Annotated in this window: 13 protein-coding genes; all 13 read right to left on the bottom strand. The window is 63.3% G+C overall.

Translation table 11 applies throughout. The features are described from left to right. Positions 1–117: 117 nt before the first annotated feature. Entirely contained in the window at positions 118–1,131 is a 1,014-nt protein-coding gene (locus B3C1_RS02005) for an ArsA family ATPase (protein ID WP_035480775.1), read from the bottom strand. Further along, entirely contained in the window at positions 1,131–1,409 is a 279-nt protein-coding gene (locus B3C1_RS02000; protein ID WP_008482546.1) for a cory-CC-star protein, read from the bottom strand. The genes B3C1_RS02005 and B3C1_RS02000 overlap by 1 nt, the downstream gene beginning before the upstream one ends. Beyond that, positions 1,409–3,082: a carbon starvation CstA family protein gene (locus B3C1_RS01995; RefSeq protein WP_008482544.1), complete on the bottom strand. Its 1,674-nt coding sequence runs from the start codon at positions 3,080–3,082 to the stop codon at positions 1,409–1,411. The genes B3C1_RS02000 and B3C1_RS01995 overlap by 1 nt, the downstream gene beginning before the upstream one ends. 142 nt (positions 3,083–3,224) lie before the next feature. After that, entirely contained in the window at positions 3,225–4,553 is a 1,329-nt protein-coding gene (gene envZ, locus B3C1_RS01990; RefSeq protein WP_008482543.1) for a two-component system sensor histidine kinase EnvZ, read from the bottom strand. Beyond that, the gene (gene ompR / locus B3C1_RS01985; RefSeq protein WP_008482542.1) at positions 4,550–5,275 is read right to left on the bottom strand and encodes an osmolarity response regulator transcription factor OmpR; all 726 of its coding nucleotides are present in this window, start codon (positions 5,273–5,275) and stop codon (positions 4,550–4,552) included. The genes envZ and ompR overlap by 4 nt, the downstream gene beginning before the upstream one ends. Positions 5,276–5,349: 74 nt before the next feature. Next, entirely contained in the window at positions 5,350–5,835 is a 486-nt protein-coding gene (gene greB, locus B3C1_RS01980) for a transcription elongation factor GreB (protein WP_008482541.1), read from the bottom strand. A gap of 99 nt (positions 5,836–5,934) precedes the next feature. Continuing rightward, complete coding sequence (locus B3C1_RS01975; protein ID WP_008482540.1) at positions 5,935–7,254, bottom strand: sugar MFS transporter; 1,320 nt, start codon at positions 7,252–7,254, stop codon at positions 5,935–5,937. Continuing rightward, positions 7,254–10,532: a TIM-barrel domain-containing protein gene (locus B3C1_RS01970; protein WP_008482537.1), complete on the bottom strand. Its 3,279-nt coding sequence runs from the start codon at positions 10,530–10,532 to the stop codon at positions 7,254–7,256. Before B3C1_RS01970 ends, B3C1_RS01975 begins: the two co-directional genes overlap by 1 nt. Next, positions 10,525–11,721 (bottom strand): N-acetylglucosamine-6-phosphate deacetylase, encoded by a 1,197-nt coding sequence (gene nagA, locus B3C1_RS01965; RefSeq protein WP_008482536.1) that lies wholly within the window; start codon positions 11,719–11,721, stop codon positions 10,525–10,527. The genes B3C1_RS01970 and nagA overlap by 8 nt, the downstream gene beginning before the upstream one ends. Beyond that, on the bottom strand, positions 11,714–12,616 hold the full coding sequence (locus B3C1_RS01960) for an ROK family protein (protein ID WP_008482535.1): 903 nt from the start codon (positions 12,614–12,616) through the stop codon (positions 11,714–11,716). Before B3C1_RS01960 ends, nagA begins: the two co-directional genes overlap by 8 nt. Positions 12,617–12,619: 3 nt before the next feature. Further along, positions 12,620–13,708 carry an SIS domain-containing protein gene (locus B3C1_RS01955; RefSeq protein ID WP_008482534.1) on the bottom strand — a complete coding sequence of 363 codons (1,089 nt, stop codon included), beginning with the start codon at positions 13,706–13,708 and terminating at the stop codon, positions 12,620–12,622. Positions 13,709–13,713: 5 nt separating this feature from the next. Then, positions 13,714–14,997: a D-tagatose-bisphosphate aldolase, class II, non-catalytic subunit gene (locus tag B3C1_RS01950; RefSeq protein WP_008482533.1), complete on the bottom strand. Its 1,284-nt coding sequence runs from the start codon at positions 14,995–14,997 to the stop codon at positions 13,714–13,716. 8 nt (positions 14,998–15,005) lie between these two features. Next, a complete protein-coding gene (gene agaR, locus B3C1_RS01945; protein WP_008482530.1) occupies positions 15,006–15,797 on the bottom strand; it encodes a transcriptional repressor AgaR in 792 nt (263 codons plus the stop codon). Positions 15,798–16,029 lie beyond the last annotated feature (232 nt).

Raw genomic sequence — 16,029 nt, 5'->3', positions numbered from 1 at the left:
TTGCGACAAATTGAGGTGATAGATTTTTTCTATGAAGGGTCCTTGGCGGCGGCGCTGGCACGCTGCGGGTTTAGGGCCAAATCGCACCAAAAAGAAAGCCGCCCTAAGGCGGCTTCTTTATCGGGCGGCGGTCAGCACCTTGGCAAAGGCGCCCAGGTTGTCCAGGCCCTGGATATCATCTTCCCAGAGCGGTACCTCAACCCTGGGCAGGGCCTTTAGCCGTTCCTTGATGTCGTCCAGGTGGCGCTGCTGGCGTTCGAAGCGGGCGGCCCAGAAAGGGCTGTCAGCTACGTCGGGCAGCACCCGGTTCACCACGGCGCCGACCACCGGGATCTTGGACTCCTGCAAGGCCTGCACCGCCCTTTGGGTTTCCAAGATCGGCAGCTTTTCCGGAGTCAGCACAAACAGGAAGGCGGTTTTGACCGCATCCGCCAGCAGGTGACGGGTGCGGTGAAATAGCCGTTGCCGCCTGAGCAGGGTTTCGGCCAGTTCTTTGCCTTTGTCGTCCAACCCCTCAAGGGCGTTGTCCTTGGGGTCCCCCATGGGGTTGTTGATGCTACGCCCCGGGGTCAGGTGCGCCAGCACTTCACCCAGTTTTTCCGAGCGCTTGTTGTGCTTCAACAGGCCGTCTGTCCAGGCCGCCATCACCTCCGGCAGGGAAAGCAGCCGCAGGGTATGGCCGGTAGGGGCTGTATCGAACACCAACAGGTCATACTGCTCCAGGCCCTCTTCCATCAGCTTGGCCATGCGTTCGAGCAGCGCCGCTTCCTGGGCGCCGGGAGACTGGCGGGTCAGGCGCAGTTGCCTGCTGAGCTCGGCTACCTGATCCGGGCCCACATAACGGCGCATCTGGCCCAGCACCCGGTCGAGGTAGGCATCTACCTCGGCGTCCGGGTCCAGTTCCAGCACCGTCAGGTTGGGGGCCAGCATGGTCTCGACACCGCCAATAGGCTTGTCGAAGGCGTCGGACAGGCTGTGGGCCGGATCCGTGGACACCAGCAGCACCCTGCGGCCGGCTTCGGCCGCCGCCACCGCCAGGGAAGCGGACACCGTGGTTTTACCCACGCCGCCCTTGCCCCCTACCAGCAGCAGCCGTTTTTCGGCGATGAGTTTGTTCAGATCCAGCGACATCAGCAACACCGGAAGTTGTCCAGGGGTGAACGCTCCATGCCCATGCGCTGGTGCCACTGGTGGAACCTTTCCATCAGCAGGGGTTGGAGCTCCAGGCAGTACCAGGATGCCGGGTTGGGCACCCCCATCATCTCGGAAAACACCAGCAGCATGAACAAGTCGTCCTCGTCACGCTTGGCCCGGGCGATGGCGGCGCGGTAGGGGGCGTTGTAATACTGCGCCCCCAGTTCACCGGCTTTGTGGTACCAGAACTTAAGCTTGGACAGGCTGCCTTTCATCAGTCAGCCTGGGCGGCCTTGCGCTTCTCGGCGATCAGCACGGCGGCGCATTCCAAAGTCACCAGTATGGCGGCAACCAGCACCACCACATCCAGGCCCAGCAGGAACCATTTCTGCTGGTCGTAGAAGCCCTTGAGCTGCAGCAACAGGGCCGCCAGGGTCATCACCAGCAGAAAGATCAGCGGTGCCATGGTGTAGATGGACGGTGCCTTGCGGCGCACCAGCATCACGGTGATCACCAGCAAGGTCAGGCCCGCCAGCAACTGGTTGGTGGTACCGAACAAGGGCCAGATCAGCAGGCCGCCGGAACCGTCGGCGCCACCGGCACCGAAGGCCAGCACCAGACAGCTGGCCACCGCCAGGGTGGTGGCGGGGAAGGCCTTGCCCATCCACTTGATGCCGTAGATCTCGCCCCACTCCTGGAAGATGTAGCGCTGCAGGCGCAGGCCGGTATCCATGGTGGTGCCGGCAAAGAGCGCCGCCATAACGGTGAGCATGGTGGAAGCCACAGCCACATCGATGCCGGTACCGGCATTGAGGATAACGGCGCCGCCGTCCACAAAGGCCAACACGCCGCCCTTACCGAAGGCGCTGTACACCGCCTGCCAGTCGGCCAGGGAGGCAAAACCGGCAGTGGCGGCAATGATGGCCGCCAGGGCCAGGGCGCCTTCACCCACAGCACCGAAGTAGCCTACGAAGCGGGCGTCGGTTTCCTTGTTGAGCTGCTTGGAGGTGGTACCCGAGGCCACCAGGCCATGGAAGCCGGAGATGGCGCCGCAGGCGATGGTCACGAACAGCAGCGGGATCAGCGACGGGGTATTGGCCGGCACATCCATGTTGATCATCGGTGCCACCACTGTGGGGTTGGCGATCAGCACGGCGGCGTAGAGCAGGATAAGGCCGACGAACAGTTGCAGGCCGTTGATGTAGTCACGGGGCTGGAGCAGCATCCATACCGGCAGCAGGGATGCCACGGCGGCATAGGCGAACAGCAGCAGGATCCAGGACGCGGAAGGAGACAGGCCCATGACGTTGTCAGGCAGGGTCACCGGCACTGAAGGCCCGATGTAGATCAGCCAGTACAACACCACTATGCCCACCACCGACACCAGCCCAAGGCTCATCTTGAAGCGGTAGATCAGCTGGCCTATCACCAGGGCCACGGCCACCGCCCCCCACACCGGCACCACGGCGCCGGGGTTGTTGATCAGCAGCTTGGCGATAACCACACCGAACACGGCGTTGACCATCAACAGCACCAGGAAGATGACGATCATGAATACCGAGCGGGCCCGCTTGCCCACCACTTCCCCGGTCAGGGCACCGACGGACTTGGCCCTGTTGCGGATACTGGCCCAGATGGCCCCGAAGTCATGGACGCCGGCAAAGAAAATGGTCCCCAAGGTGACCCAGAGAAAGGCCGGCAGCCAGCCCCAGATCACGGCGATGGCCGGGCCCACTATGGGGGCAGCCCCGGCTACGGAGGTGAAGTGGTGGCCCCACAACACGAATTTGTTGGTGGGCACGAAGTCCACCCCGTCTTCCATCTCGTGGGCAGGGGTCTTGAAGTCTTCCTCAAGACGGTAGACGTGAGTGGCGATGAAGCGGGAATAGACGAAATAGCCCAGGGCCATTCCCCCCAACCCAAGAACCAGCAAAACGATAGCGCTCATATGCGTTCCTTACCCTGTGGCTAGGCAACATTATAAAAATAATAGTTTTCCGCAATCACACAGGCTGAACACATTATCGCAACATGGCAATACGACTTTTTGCTAATGCAAAGGCAGGCCGGCGCCGCTGGGGCGCCAGCCCTTAAGAGACGGGGTGCAGGGAGGACAAGGGCAGCCGGATCTCCACCAGCAAGCCGCCCTTGGGGGCGTCGTCCAGGCGGATAACCCCGTTGTAGGAATCGACAATCTTCTTGATGATGGCCAGGCCCAGACCGGAGCCATGGCTGCCCCTGGCCCGGTCGCCCCGCTCGAAGGGCTGGAACAGCCGGGCCCGCTCGGCCTGGGGTATTCCTGGGCCGTTGTCCAGAACCCGCAGCACCAACCAGTGCTGGTCGCCAGACAGGCGCCCTTCCACCCTGGCCTGGCCATGGCCGTAACGTTCGGCGTTTTCCAGCAGGTTGTAGACCAGGCGCTTGATGGAAAGGGGCCTGAGCCAAAGCTCCGGCAAGGCATCGACGGTCAGCACCGTCTTCAGGGGCCGGTCGGCAAAGGCGCTGACTGCATCTTCCAGCAATGCTTCCAGATCGGTGGGCTCGGGTTTGTCTTCCCGGTCCTGGCGCACATAGGCGATGAACTGGTCGATGATGCCGTTCATGTCCTCGATATCATCGACGATACCGTCCTTGAGGTAGCCTTCCGAGCTTTGCATCATCTCGGTGGCCAGGCGAATACGGGTCAGGGGGGTGCGCAGGTCGTGGGAGATACCGGCCATCAGCAAGGCCCTGTCCTCTTCCAACTGGGCCACCCCCTTGGCCATCTGGTTGAAGGCCCGGGTCACCGCTTCCACCTCCGAAGACCCCACGTCTTCGGCCAACTGGTCGGGGTGTTCACCCCGGCCCACCTTGCGGGCCGCCAGCTCCAGGCCCTTAAGGGGCCGGTTAAGGCGGCGGGCAAAGAGCCAGCCCCCCAGCACCGACAACACCCCTATCACCCCCAGGTAGATGGGCAGGGGCGAGAAGCGGGCCCCTTCAAAGCCCCGCAAGGGTACCTTCAGCCAATACTGGGGCGCCATGGGCGGCCTGACCCAGATATCGAAGTTCTCGTCCTGGTTGATGCGCACCTCGGTGGGGCCGCCCAATTCCTTGCCCAGCTCTTCCGAGAAGTAGCTGTAGTGCACCGCCTCGGCCAGGCCATGCTTGAGGGCGGCCTGCTCGGTAAAGAACTCGATGCCGGTGGCCTCGAAGAAGCGCTGGCGCATCTCGTCGGGCAGGTCCAGGCGAGGGCGCCCCCCCAGGGGCTCGTCGATAAACACCACTTTGACCTGCTTGGCCAGCAGGTCGTTGATCTGGTCATAACTGGGCTTGAGTACGTAGAGCACCACGATGACGTAGCTGACCAGTTGGTTGATCAGCAGCAGGCTGGCCACCAGCATCACCGTCTGCCCGAAGGCGCTGCGGGGCAGCAGCCTCATGAGCGGGCGCTGCCGTCGGGCACAAAAACGTAGCCAAGGCCCCAAACGGTCTGGATATAGCGGGGGTGGGACGGGTCAGGCTCTATCATGCGGCGCAGCCGTGACACCTGCACGTCTATGCTGCGCTCCAGGGCCGAATAGTCACGGCCCCGGGCCAGGTTCATCAGCTTGTCCCGGCTCAACGGCTCCCGGGGGTGGCTGACCAGGGCCTTGAGCACCGCAAACTCACCCGAGGTCAGGGGCATGTTCTCGTCGCCCTTGAACATCTCCCGGGTGGCCAGATTCAGGCGAAACAGGCCAAAGCTCACTTCCTGCTCTTCGGCGGCCGGGGCGCCGGGCAATTCACTGGTGCGACGGCGCAATACGGCGCGGATCCGCGCCAGCAGCTCCCGGGGATTGAAGGGCTTGGCCAGATAGTCGTCGGCCCCCAGCTCCAGCCCTATGATGCGGTCCACCTCGTCACCCTTGGCGGTGAGCATGATGATGGGGATCTGTTCGCCACGGGAGCGCAGCCGCTTGCAGATCCCCAGGCCGTCTTCCCCGGGCAGCATCAAGTCCAGCACCATCAGGTGGAAGTTTTCACGTTCCAGCAGCCGGTCCATCTGTTCGGCATTGGCCACGCCCCGAACCTGGAAGTTTTGTTCCACCAGATAGCGTTCCAACAGGGCGCGCAGCCGCATGTCGTCATCCACCACCAGGATCTTGGTGCTTTCCTGTGCCATTTTTGTCCTCTCCCACCGTCTAACCGGCGGCCTTTACTATAAAAAGTTGCCGCCATCCCGCCCAGTCAGCTTTGTTACAATTCGTTTCCCTGCCCATAGTCGATGGCCAGCACATACCAGGTTTTCAGCCCTTCCGGCGTTTTGACCACCACTTCGTCGTCTACCTCTTTTTTCAGAAGGGCCCGGGCCATGGGGGCGTCGATGGAAATGTAGTCCTTGCGGCCGTAGATCTCGTCCGGGCCGACAATGCGAAAGCGCCGGCAATCCCCGGCCTCGTTCTCCACCTCCACCCAGGCGCCGAAGAACACCTTGCCGTCCTGCTGGGGGTTGTAATCCACCACCTTGAGGATCTCCAGGCGTTTTCGCAAAAAGCGCACCCTGCGGTCGATTTCCCGCAGCCGCTTCTTGTTGTATTGGTAGTCGGCGTTTTCGGAGCGATCCCCAAGGCTGGCCGCCCAGGCCACCTTCTTGGTGACCTCGGGGCGTTCACTGCGCCACAGGAAATCCAGTTCTTCTTTCAGGGCGTTAAAGCCCTCGCGGGTAATAAGGTCGGTTCTCATGGCACGGCTCTGAACATAACTCCAGGCTTTGTAGCCTCAAGGGCCGCCTGGGATCAAGCCGCAGCCGAGGAAAAGGCGCCCTTGGGCGCCTTGATGTGTTCAGCGCCAGCGGCGCATCCGGTGCCCCTTCAAGGCGTAGAAGGCAATCAGCAGGTAGCAGGGCAACGCCAGTACATAGGCCTGCTGAATGCTGCCCAGGCTTTCGGCCAGGTGGCCAAAGGCCAAGGGCAGGAGGGCACCCCCGGCGATGCCCATGATCAGCAGTGCCGAGCCTTGGGCCGTGTGGCGGCCGAGGCCGTCCAGGGCCAGGGGCCAGACCGCCGGCCAAACCAGGGCATGGGCCAGGCCCATCAGGGCCACGAACAACACAGGGTCCGGCACAGTGGGAATGGGCGTCCAGCCCCAAAGAAAGCTCGACAGGGCCTGGCTGCCTGGGGAACTGAACAATACCGCCAGCACCGCCGCCACCCCGGCCAGGCCTGAGTAAAGCAGGGCCCGGCTTTGGCTCAGCCAACGGGGGATCAGCACGACTCCAAGGCCGTATCCCAGGACCATGAACACCATGGTGTAGCTGGTCAGGGAAGCAAAGCGGGCCACCCCCAGCTTTTCTCCCAGCAAGCCTATGGTGTCGGCAGCGATCACCTCCAGGCCCACGAAGGCGAACAGGGTCAAGGCCCCCAATATCAGTTGGGGGTAACGGAGCAGCTCCGCCAGCCGGCCTTTGCCGCCCTCCCCCTGCGGCGCTATCTCCGGCAGGGGAGATAGGCGCACCAAGGCGATCAGTGCCATCAGGGCTGCCGCCATGTAGAGATAGGGAAGCACCAGGCGCTCGGCAACGGCATCCAACTGGGCGTCTCGAACCGCAGGGTCCAGGTGAGCCAGGCTGGCTTGGTTGACCTGGGCCAGGTCAGACAGCACCAGGGACGTGAACAGCAGCGGTACCAATACCCCGGCTGTCTTGTTGATGATGCCCATGATGCTGATGCGCATGGCGGCGCTCTCGGCCGGCCCCAACAGCACCACATAAGGGTTGGAGGCGGTCTGCAGCAAGGTCAGCCCGGAGCCCAGCACAAAGAGCGCCAGCAGGAACAGGCCGTACTGGGCGCTAAGGGCTGCCGGGATAAACAACAGTGCTCCGGCCGCCATGATCGCCAGGCCCCAGGCCATGCCGTTGCGGTACCCCAGCCGTTCCAGCAGCGCCGCCATGGGCAGCGCCATCACCGTATAGGCGATGTAAAAAGCAAAGGCCACGAACAGCGCCTGGAAGTCATTGAGCTGGCAAACGATCTTTAAAAACGGGATCAAAGAACCGTTCAGCCAGGTGACAAAGCCGAAGATAAAAAACAGCAGCCCTATGATGGCCATGGGGATCAGGGCGCCGAAGCGCCCTGGGTTTATCGAGAAGGCTGGCGTTGCCATCAGGGACGCCCCTTGAAGCTGGCCCCGGCCAGACCGGTAACGGCGGCATTGGCCCAGTTGCCGCAGCAGCCATCACCGCTGGTGCGCAGGCTGAGCAGGCTGATGCCCCTGATATCCAGCTCGGGTTTGACCACCGCAGGCGCCACCACCAGGCCGCTGTCGTACAGCAGCCGGCCATCGCCCCAGACCTGGAAGTGCAGACCCTTGCCCTTGCAGCTGTCGTCTATGCCCACATCGGCGTTGAAGCGCTGCCAGGGCCCCACCAGGCCGTAATCGACCCTGCTGCTGCCGGCTACACCCAGCCCCTTGCTGAAGCCAAGGCCGTTCATGCGCAGCCCCTTGCCGCCCTTGGCCTTGTCCTTGGCCGCACCCTGGGGTGCCGCCAGCCAGGCTTGGTCTGACAGGTATTGGCGCCGGCTGGCGCCTTCGGCCAACTGCTGGTGCAGTACCAGCTCCCCTATGGTGACGGGGCTGACCTTAACCGGCTCCAAGGCGTTGAAGGGAGCAGACTGGGTCTGGGCCGTGGCTTCTTCCTTCATGGCATCGCCCTGGCCGTCGTGGGAGCTGAGGATCCGAAAACGCAGCAACCTGCCCACCAGGGGCTTGTCGAAGCGCACCTGCTGCATCCCCTCCTTGAGGGCCAAGCTACCGATATAGGCAGGCTCGCCCCACTGGCCGTTGACATCGGCCATGTAGATCTCGAAGTCCTTCACCTGGCCATAACGCCAGTGCTTGTCGTTACGGGGGGCTATATCAAAGCCGCTGATGGCTTTGCGCTCGCCAAGGTAAAGCACGAACTCCGGCGGGCCGTAGGCCAGGGCCTGGTCGCGGGAGGTACGGAACCAGGTGTCTGGGTTACCGTCCAAGGCGTTTTCAAACACCTGGCCCGGTTCTTCCAGGGGCCTGGCGATGAGCTTGATGCTGTCGGCGGCGATGGCGGTCCCCCGCTCCGGCATCTTGGGATAAGCCGGAGTGTCAGCCAAGGCCTGGCCGGCGTCCACCGACACCAGCAGGCGATGCCCTTGGCGTATCGGCCCCTTGGGCAGGCGCACATGGAGGGTGCCGAAGCGGTCGGCCGGGTCAAAGAACCAGCCCTTGCCCGCTTTGTTCAGGGCCGCCAGACTGCCCTGCTTGGCCAGGTTATGGCCGTCCAGGCTTAGGCTTTTTGGGGCCACCCTGGTGTGCAGCATCAGCTTGTAGCGACGCTCCTGCTCCATACCCTGGTAGTCCCCTTCCAGGGCCCCCAGCAGCACTTCGATGTCGCCGGCCTTGCCTTGCGGTGCGCTGACCTGGAGCAGCTGTTGGCTGAAGGCTCCCTGCTGATACTGGCGGCTGTTGCCGTCATCCTCGTAGAGGTTGAAGCTGGACTGGCCATAGGGATAGATATCCAGGGTCAGTTCGTCCTTGGGCACCTGGCCGTCAAACAGGGCCGGCGGGTACATGGGGATAATGGCTCCGGCCCGCACCAGCACCGGCAGCTTGTCCAATGTCACCGGCATGTCGATGACCTTGCCTTGGGCGCCCGCTTCGACAACGCGGCCGTCCCAGTAGTCTATCCATTGGCCTTGTGGCAGGTAGATGCCGTCACGCCATCCCTTGGAGGCGTCCTGGCTGCGATAGACAGGGGCCACCAGGAAGTCCTTGCCCAGGAAGAACTGGTACTTGTAGCTCTCGTCAAAGGCGTGCGGGTCCTGGGGGTGGTCCCACATCAGACCCCTTACCAGGGGGGCGCCGCTCTGTTCGGCTTCCCTGGCGTAGGTATAGATGTAGGGCATCAGCCGCATCTTCAACTTCAGGTACTTGCGGTTGATGGAACGGTAAGGCTCGTCGAACCACCAGGGGTGTTTGCGGGCCGCCTTTGACCAGCCGGACATGCCCATGAACACCGGGGTGAAGGCTTTCCATTGCAGGTCGCGGGTGAAGGTTTCCGGGCTGCCGCCGAAGATGCCGTCCACGTCCCCTGTGGCATAGGCCTGGCCGGACAGGCCAGAGCCGATCAGGGTGGGGATATGCCAGCGGATATAGTCCCAGCTGCCGCTCTGGTCGCCGGTCCAGGCGACGGCGTAGCGTTGGATACCGGCCCACCCCATGACGGTCCAGATAAAGGGCCGGGAGTCGGAATTGTTGAGGATGCCCTCGGCGGCGTCATGGTTGGCATCCATGGCGAACTGGTAACCCTTGCCGGTCCAGGCCACGTCCAGCTTCTGGGCCCGGGTGCCGGCGCTGCCCACTTCCCAGGCGATCTGCTCTACGCCGTTTTCGGTCCAAAGACCGGTGTGAAAACCGTACTTCTTGAGCCCGGCCACCACGTCGGGAAGGTCGGTGTATCCGCAGCCATAGCCGTCGTTGGGCAGTATCCAGCCCCCCGGCATGTCGTACTGGCGGTACTTGGCCGCCACGCTGTCGACGACGTCCGGCGTGGTACCAGTGGGGCCGTCTGACCAACCCGGCGGTACCGTGCCCGGTTTTTTGACGTTGTCGCCGTCGTTGTAGCAGTCGGCGTCGCCATATTCGAAAGCCCAGCGGGGCAGCAGCGGTGGCCGGCCGGTAAGCTGGGTGTACTGGTCCAGCACCCCTTGGATGCCGTCCCCGAAGAAATAGTAGGCGTCGAATCTGTCTTCCTGGTGGCGGGTGCTGATATAGCCCTCGGAGCGAAAGTCATAGCTGCCGTTGCTCCAGGTGTTGCGCAGCACACCATAGCCTTTGTTGCTCATGTAGAAAGGGGCCGGGCTGGGGCGATCGAACTCTTCCCAACCACCGGAGTAGGACACCTCCAATACCTTGCCCTTGAACTCGAATTGGCCATTTTGCTGGCCGCCACCGAAGAAGTGTTCTTCAGCGTCGGCAGACAGGGTCTGGTAGCTCTCCTTGCCAAGGTCCAGGGGCTTTTCTTCCTGCCAATAGGCCGTGCGGTTGTCCCCCCGGTAAACGGCAAAGCGCAGCGGTTTTGGATAGATGCGTACCGCCAGCGCCTTGGTGCTGAGCAACTGGTAGCCCTGCTGCTGGCTCAGCTGGAAGGCCACCCGGGCTGGTGCCTGGGGCAGCACTATGGGTGCCTTGCCGTCGCCGGCACCGCTCAATTGCCCCTTCTGGCCGGCTTCCAGGTGTAATAGGCCGTCCCCCAGCAGGCTCAGGCGCACTTTTTCCTTGTCGTGGGTGAGGATCTCCACCCCTGTCGCCGTCGGCGTCAGTTGGGCCAGATCCCCCAGCTCTTTGGCCTGGAGCGGCGCCGCCAGCACGGCCAGCGTCAGCAACCCCAGGGTACCTTTGTTATCCATCTGCTTTCCCCCAATGATGCGGCTGAGACAAGGGCCACTGCGGATGCTGGTAGAGCACCCTGCCCTGGCCAAGGCACAGCACGGTTTCTGCGTTGTTGTTAAGTAGTGCCAGGTCGGCCACCTTGCCGACGGCGACTGAACCCAGCTGCTGGTCCAGTCCCAGAAAACGGGCCGGCGACAGGCTGGCCATGTGTACCGCTTCGCGAAATTCCACCCCAGCCAGGCGGTGCATGGCCTGCACCGCCTTTTCCAGGGTCAGGGTGCTGCCGGCCAGGGAGCCGGCATCGGTACGGGCTATGCCCTGGCTCACCTGCACGTCCATTTCCCCCAGGCGGTAACGGCCGTCGGCCAGGCCACCGGCGTTGATGCAATCGCTGATCAGATGGATGCCGGCGCTGCCCTTGAGGCGGTACACCAGGTCCAGGATGGCCGGGTGCAGGTGCACGCCGTCGGCGATCACCTCCACCGGACAGGGTTGCAACAGCACGGCACCGGTGCAGCCGGGCTCCCTGTGGTGCAGGCCGCGCATGCCGTTGAAGACGTGCACGCCACCACAGGCACCGGCCGCCAGGGCGTCACAGGTGCGTTGGTAGTCGGCATTGGTGTGCCCCAACATCACCTTGACCCCTTGCTGGCGCAGGTAGGGGATCATCTCCAGAGCGCCGTCCAGCTCGGGGGCCAGGGCCAACACCTTCAGCTGCCCCCGGGCCGCCGCCAGCAGGGCGTCCAGGTGCTCCTTTTCCAGGGGCAGGAAATAGTCCTGGTTGTGGGCCCCTTTGTGGTCGGCCGTGAAGAAGAGTCCTTCGCTGTAGGCCCCCAATACCCTGGCCCCTGGCAGTCCCTCTTCGACGCCCTGGGCAACATTGGCCAGGGCGGCCAGGGTCCTGGGCCAGCTGCTGGTAACGGTAGTGGCAAGGAAGCCGGTCACCCCGTGCTTGGCCAGGGACAGGGAAATGGTGGCCAGGGCCTCTGGCGTGGCGTCCATGACATCGGCACCTTCCCGGCCGTGAATATGCAGGTCCAGCAAGCCGGGGATCAGGGTGCAGTCCGGCGCGTCCAGCAAAGGCCTGTCCGAAGGCGCCTCGGGGCTGATGGCCTGGATGTGGCCGTCCGCTATCCAAAGCCAATGGTTCAGGTAGTCCCGGTCTTCGGCGACCAGGCGCGCGGCGCGGATGGCAAGATCAGTCATGTTGGCGGGCCAGCAGGGCTATGCCACGGGCACCGCTGGCGTCGCCGAAGCGAGCCGGCACCAGGGGCGGTGATTGAAAAGGGCCGAACAGGCAGGCGTCGATCCGTGCCGGCAGCAGTTGATAGAGTTCTGGGACCTTGGACAGGCCGCCGCCCAGCACGATGAGGTCAGGATCGTAGGCCAGCACCAGGCCGGCAAAGCAGGCTCCCAGCAGATCCAGGTAGCAGTCCAGGGTGGCTTGCGCCAAGGGCTCTGCCCGGCGCCACAGCGCCAAGACGGCGGCGGCGTCCTCTGCCTGGCCGCCGAAGTGGCCATAGAGCCGGGCCAGGCCAGGGCCGGACACATAGGCCTCGTAACAGCCTTGCTGGCCACAGCCGCAGGTCCAGAGAGGAAGCTGGTAGCGCAGCAGCAATCGCGCCGGCAACGGTTGGTGGCCGTATTCACAGGCGATGTCCTGGCGCCCCTGGTAGAGGAGGCCGTCCACCACCAGGCCTCCGGCTGCACCTGTGCCCAGCACGGCGCCAAAGACCCGCCGGTAACCTGCACCGGCGCCGCCAAGGGCTTCGGAAAGGGCAAAACAGCGGCAATCGTTGCCCAAGGTCAGGGGCTGCCCCAGGCGCCGGGCCAGATCCGCTCCCAGGGGCCGGCCTGTGGCGCCAGGCAGGTTGGCGCAGAGGCTAAGGCCCTGGCCGTCCACCAGCCCCGGCAGGGCGATCCCAAGGGGGCCTGGGCCATGGCGCAGCCGGGCATCGGCAACCAGGGCGGCTATGGTGTTCAGCAGCGCCGGGTAGTCCCGGGCCGGGGTAGCGACGCGGCACCGCTCCAGGTCGTTGAGCTGGGCGTCGAAACAACCCAGTTCCATCTTGGTGCCCCCCACGTCCAGGCCGTAGATCATGGCTCAGCCCTCGAACCTGTGTATCCGTACCCCCTGCACTACCCGGTTCACCTCTCCTGTGGGGCAGGGGTTGTCCGGGCTGATACCCAGGGCCAGGGATTTATGGAAGGCAAGCAGCTGCGCCAGCAGTACAGACGGCAAGGCCCGCCAGGGATCCAGTCCTCCCTGCAGCCAACGGTTGCTGCGCAGCAGGGCCAGGGCCTTGCCGTCGCGGGCCAATTCGTCATGGAGATCCTGGTCGTACAGCTGGCAATGGGGTTGGCCGCTGTCCAGCAGCACCACCAGGGTGTCGGCGTCCACCATGGATTTGGGCCCATGGCGAAAGCCAAGGGGAGTTTCGGCATGGGCGTCGACCCGGCCGGCAGACAATTCCAACATTTTCAGCGCCGCCTCCGTGGCGATGCCCTTCAGCACACCGGCACCGAGGAAAGCCACCCTAGTGAAAGGGCGTTCGGCCAGCTCGCGAATGGCCGGCAACGCCTCTGCCAAAATGTGGCGGCTGGCCGCCAGGGCCCAATCCAGGCCCTCCTGGTCACCGAACAGTTGCAGGGTCGCCAGCAACATGGTGCTAAAGGAGCTGGTCATGGCAAAACTCTGGTCCAGGGTCTGAGGCGGCATCAGCAGGCAATGGCTGCCCGGCAGATCACCGGCCAGGCGCGCCAGCTCACCTTCGCCGTTACAGCTGATCACCAGGTGGCGGCACTGGCCGCACAGCTGGCTGGCCAAGGCCATGGCCGCCACGCTCTCCGGGCTGTTGCCCGAGCGGGCATAGGACACCAGCAGGGTCGGCACCTGGGGTAGCAGGTACTGATCGGGATTGGCCACCAGATCGGTGGTGGAAATGGCTTCAACCAGGCGCCCCAGACGCTGGCTCAGATAAGGGGCCAGGCTCAGGCCCACGTAAGCCGAGGTACCGGCGCCGGTCAGTATGATGCGCAGCCCCGGTTCCGCCAGTTGCGCCGCCAGCCATTGCCGGCTCTGTTGGCCAACGGCCAGCTGCGCCCAGATCTCGGGTTGTTGGGCTATCTCTTTGGCCGTCCAGTAGGCACCGGCAGCCTTGAGCCGGTCCTCGTCCATCATCAGTAGTGCCATGGGGGTTATCCTTCTGCTCCGAAGCAGGCCTGGGCATAGCTGCGGAGAACGTCTTTGATCTTGTCTTTAACCAGCACCCTGGCGTCATTGGCCAGCCGGCCTTGGCGCAGGGCCTGGTATTGAAGCGGCAGATACTGGCTGACCAGGGGCAGCGGCAAGGGCCCAGCCAGGTTGGCAAAAAGCCGTTCCTGGGCGAGCTGTAACTCGGGGTCAGGCCAGTAGTAGCGAATACGGTCGCTGAAGCTGAAAGGGCGTAGCAGCCGCTGCTGGGCCAGATCGCCCCGATAGAACTTCTGCCAATACTGGGGGGCGGCCTGCATGCGGGCGTCGGCCAGGGCCCGCAACCCCGACTGCTGCTCGGCGCTCAGCAGGGCTTCTTCCATATGGCTAAGGGCAAAGAGCCCTTCGCGCAGGGCAAAGGTCAGGGCCGGCCCCACCTTGAGGATGGCAAAATGGTCCCGCACCAGGGCCTGGTAGCTCTGGGGCTGCTGGTAGTCGGTGGAGTGGGCCTCGAAAACGATGGCCGGCTGCTCCTGAACCAGGTTCTTGAGGGCCTGGGCGGCGTCGCTTTGATAATCGATAACCCCCAGGTGGTCGAACTCCACGCCGGGCTGCACCACCAGGGCGATCACCCTGTCCCAGGCCTCTTCCAGGCCCAGGGCCGAGAAGGCCTGGTGGTGGGCGGCCAAGGTCTGGCGGGCGGCGGCCGCAGGAGTGACGTCCAGGTGGTCGATGCTGTGGCTGGCACCACCGGGTGGAGGCACTTCGGTACCGATGACGTAACAGAGGTTGCTGGCACCAAAACTGGCCAAGGCCTGGGCCTCTGCCACCTGGCAAAGACGAGCGGCACGGGCGGCAATCACCTGGTCGCTCAAGGGCTCTGGGTCGTCGGCACAGGCCATGGAGCAATCCAGATGGATCTTGCTGAACCCTGCCGCCACGTAGTCGCGGATCAGGGCTTCGGCCTTGGCCATGGCTGTTTGTGCCCCTTCGGCCAGCCAGCAGACCGGGCCCAGGTGGTCACCACCCAGCACCAGTAGGTGCCGGGGCAGACCGACCCGCTCGGCCAGGGTCAACAGGGCGTCGCGAAAATCGGCCGGGGTCATGCCCGTATAGCCGCCAAACTGATTGACCTGATTGGCGGTCGCTTCCACCAACAGCGGCGTACCGCCGGCCAGGGCCTCTTCCATGGCCGCTTCCAGCACCAGGGGATGGGCGGAACAGACGGCGTAGATACCGGCCTGCTGCCCTGCCCTGTTGCGCCGGATAATGTCCTGGATGATCTGCATCTTGTCTCCTAATCCACTATCACCAGCTTGACCCCGGCCTCGGTCAGGGCCTGGGCAAAGCTGTCCGGAATACCGCTGTCGGTCACCAGGGTGTCCATGTCTCCGAAACTGCGGATCTGGTGCACCCCGGCCTTGTTGAATTTGGACGAATCGGTGACCACCACCAGTTCCCTGGCCAGGGCACACATCTGGCGGTTGAGGATCGCTTCCTGCTCGAAATGGGTGGTGATGCCGGCATGGAAATCAAAGCCGTCCACCCCCAGCACCACCTTGTCAAAGCGATACCGCAACAGGCTTTCCTCGGCTTGGCGGCCATAGAAGGACATGGACTTCTTACGCAGGGTGCCCCCTGTCATCAGCACTTCAACCCCTGGGGCATCCACTAGGTTCTGCGCCACGTTCAAGCCGTTGGTCATCACCACCAGCCGTTTGAATCCTTGCAGGCAAAGGGCAACCTCGGCCGTGGTGGTGCCTGAGTCGAGGATGATGGCCTCCCCTTCGCGGATCTCCCCGGCCACCGCCAACGCCAGGCGCCTTTTGATGTCGAGCCTTTCCTGGTGTTTCTCGCTGACCGACAGTTCACGGGTGATCTTGTTGCTGGCCACAGCCCCGCCCCTGGCCCTGACCAGCAGCCCCTTGTCGTGGAGTTGGTTGAGGTCGGCCCTGATGGTGACGGTGGACACCCCGAAGTGGGCGGCCAGAGCGTCCACTTCCACCCGGCCTTCTTTCAACGCCCGCTGCACTATTTCGTGGCGCCTTTCGATGCTGTTCATCTGGGCCTGCTTGCTTGAACTGTTCATTACCCGATCACCTTAACCAACTTTCATTTCCTTTCAAAGTAAAAAATCTGAAAAAAATTTCACAGTCCCTTTCGAATGAAATAACTCTCTGAAACCAACAGAAAAAAACACATCAATCCTTTATTTTCATGGGGTTTTCCTATCTTAAACGAAAGTTTTTTGCTCAACACCCCCCTTGAACAGCGGCTCTAGATCGTTAAAGGATTTAACAAACGAAAGCATATGAAAGAAA

This window comes from Gallaecimonas xiamenensis 3-C-1, from assembly GCF_000299915.1.
GTDB lineage: Bacteria > Pseudomonadota > Gammaproteobacteria > Enterobacterales > Gallaecimonadaceae > Gallaecimonas > Gallaecimonas xiamenensis.
The sequence above is the reverse complement of the archived record's forward strand: the minus strand, read 5'-3'. Positions and strand labels throughout refer to the sequence as shown.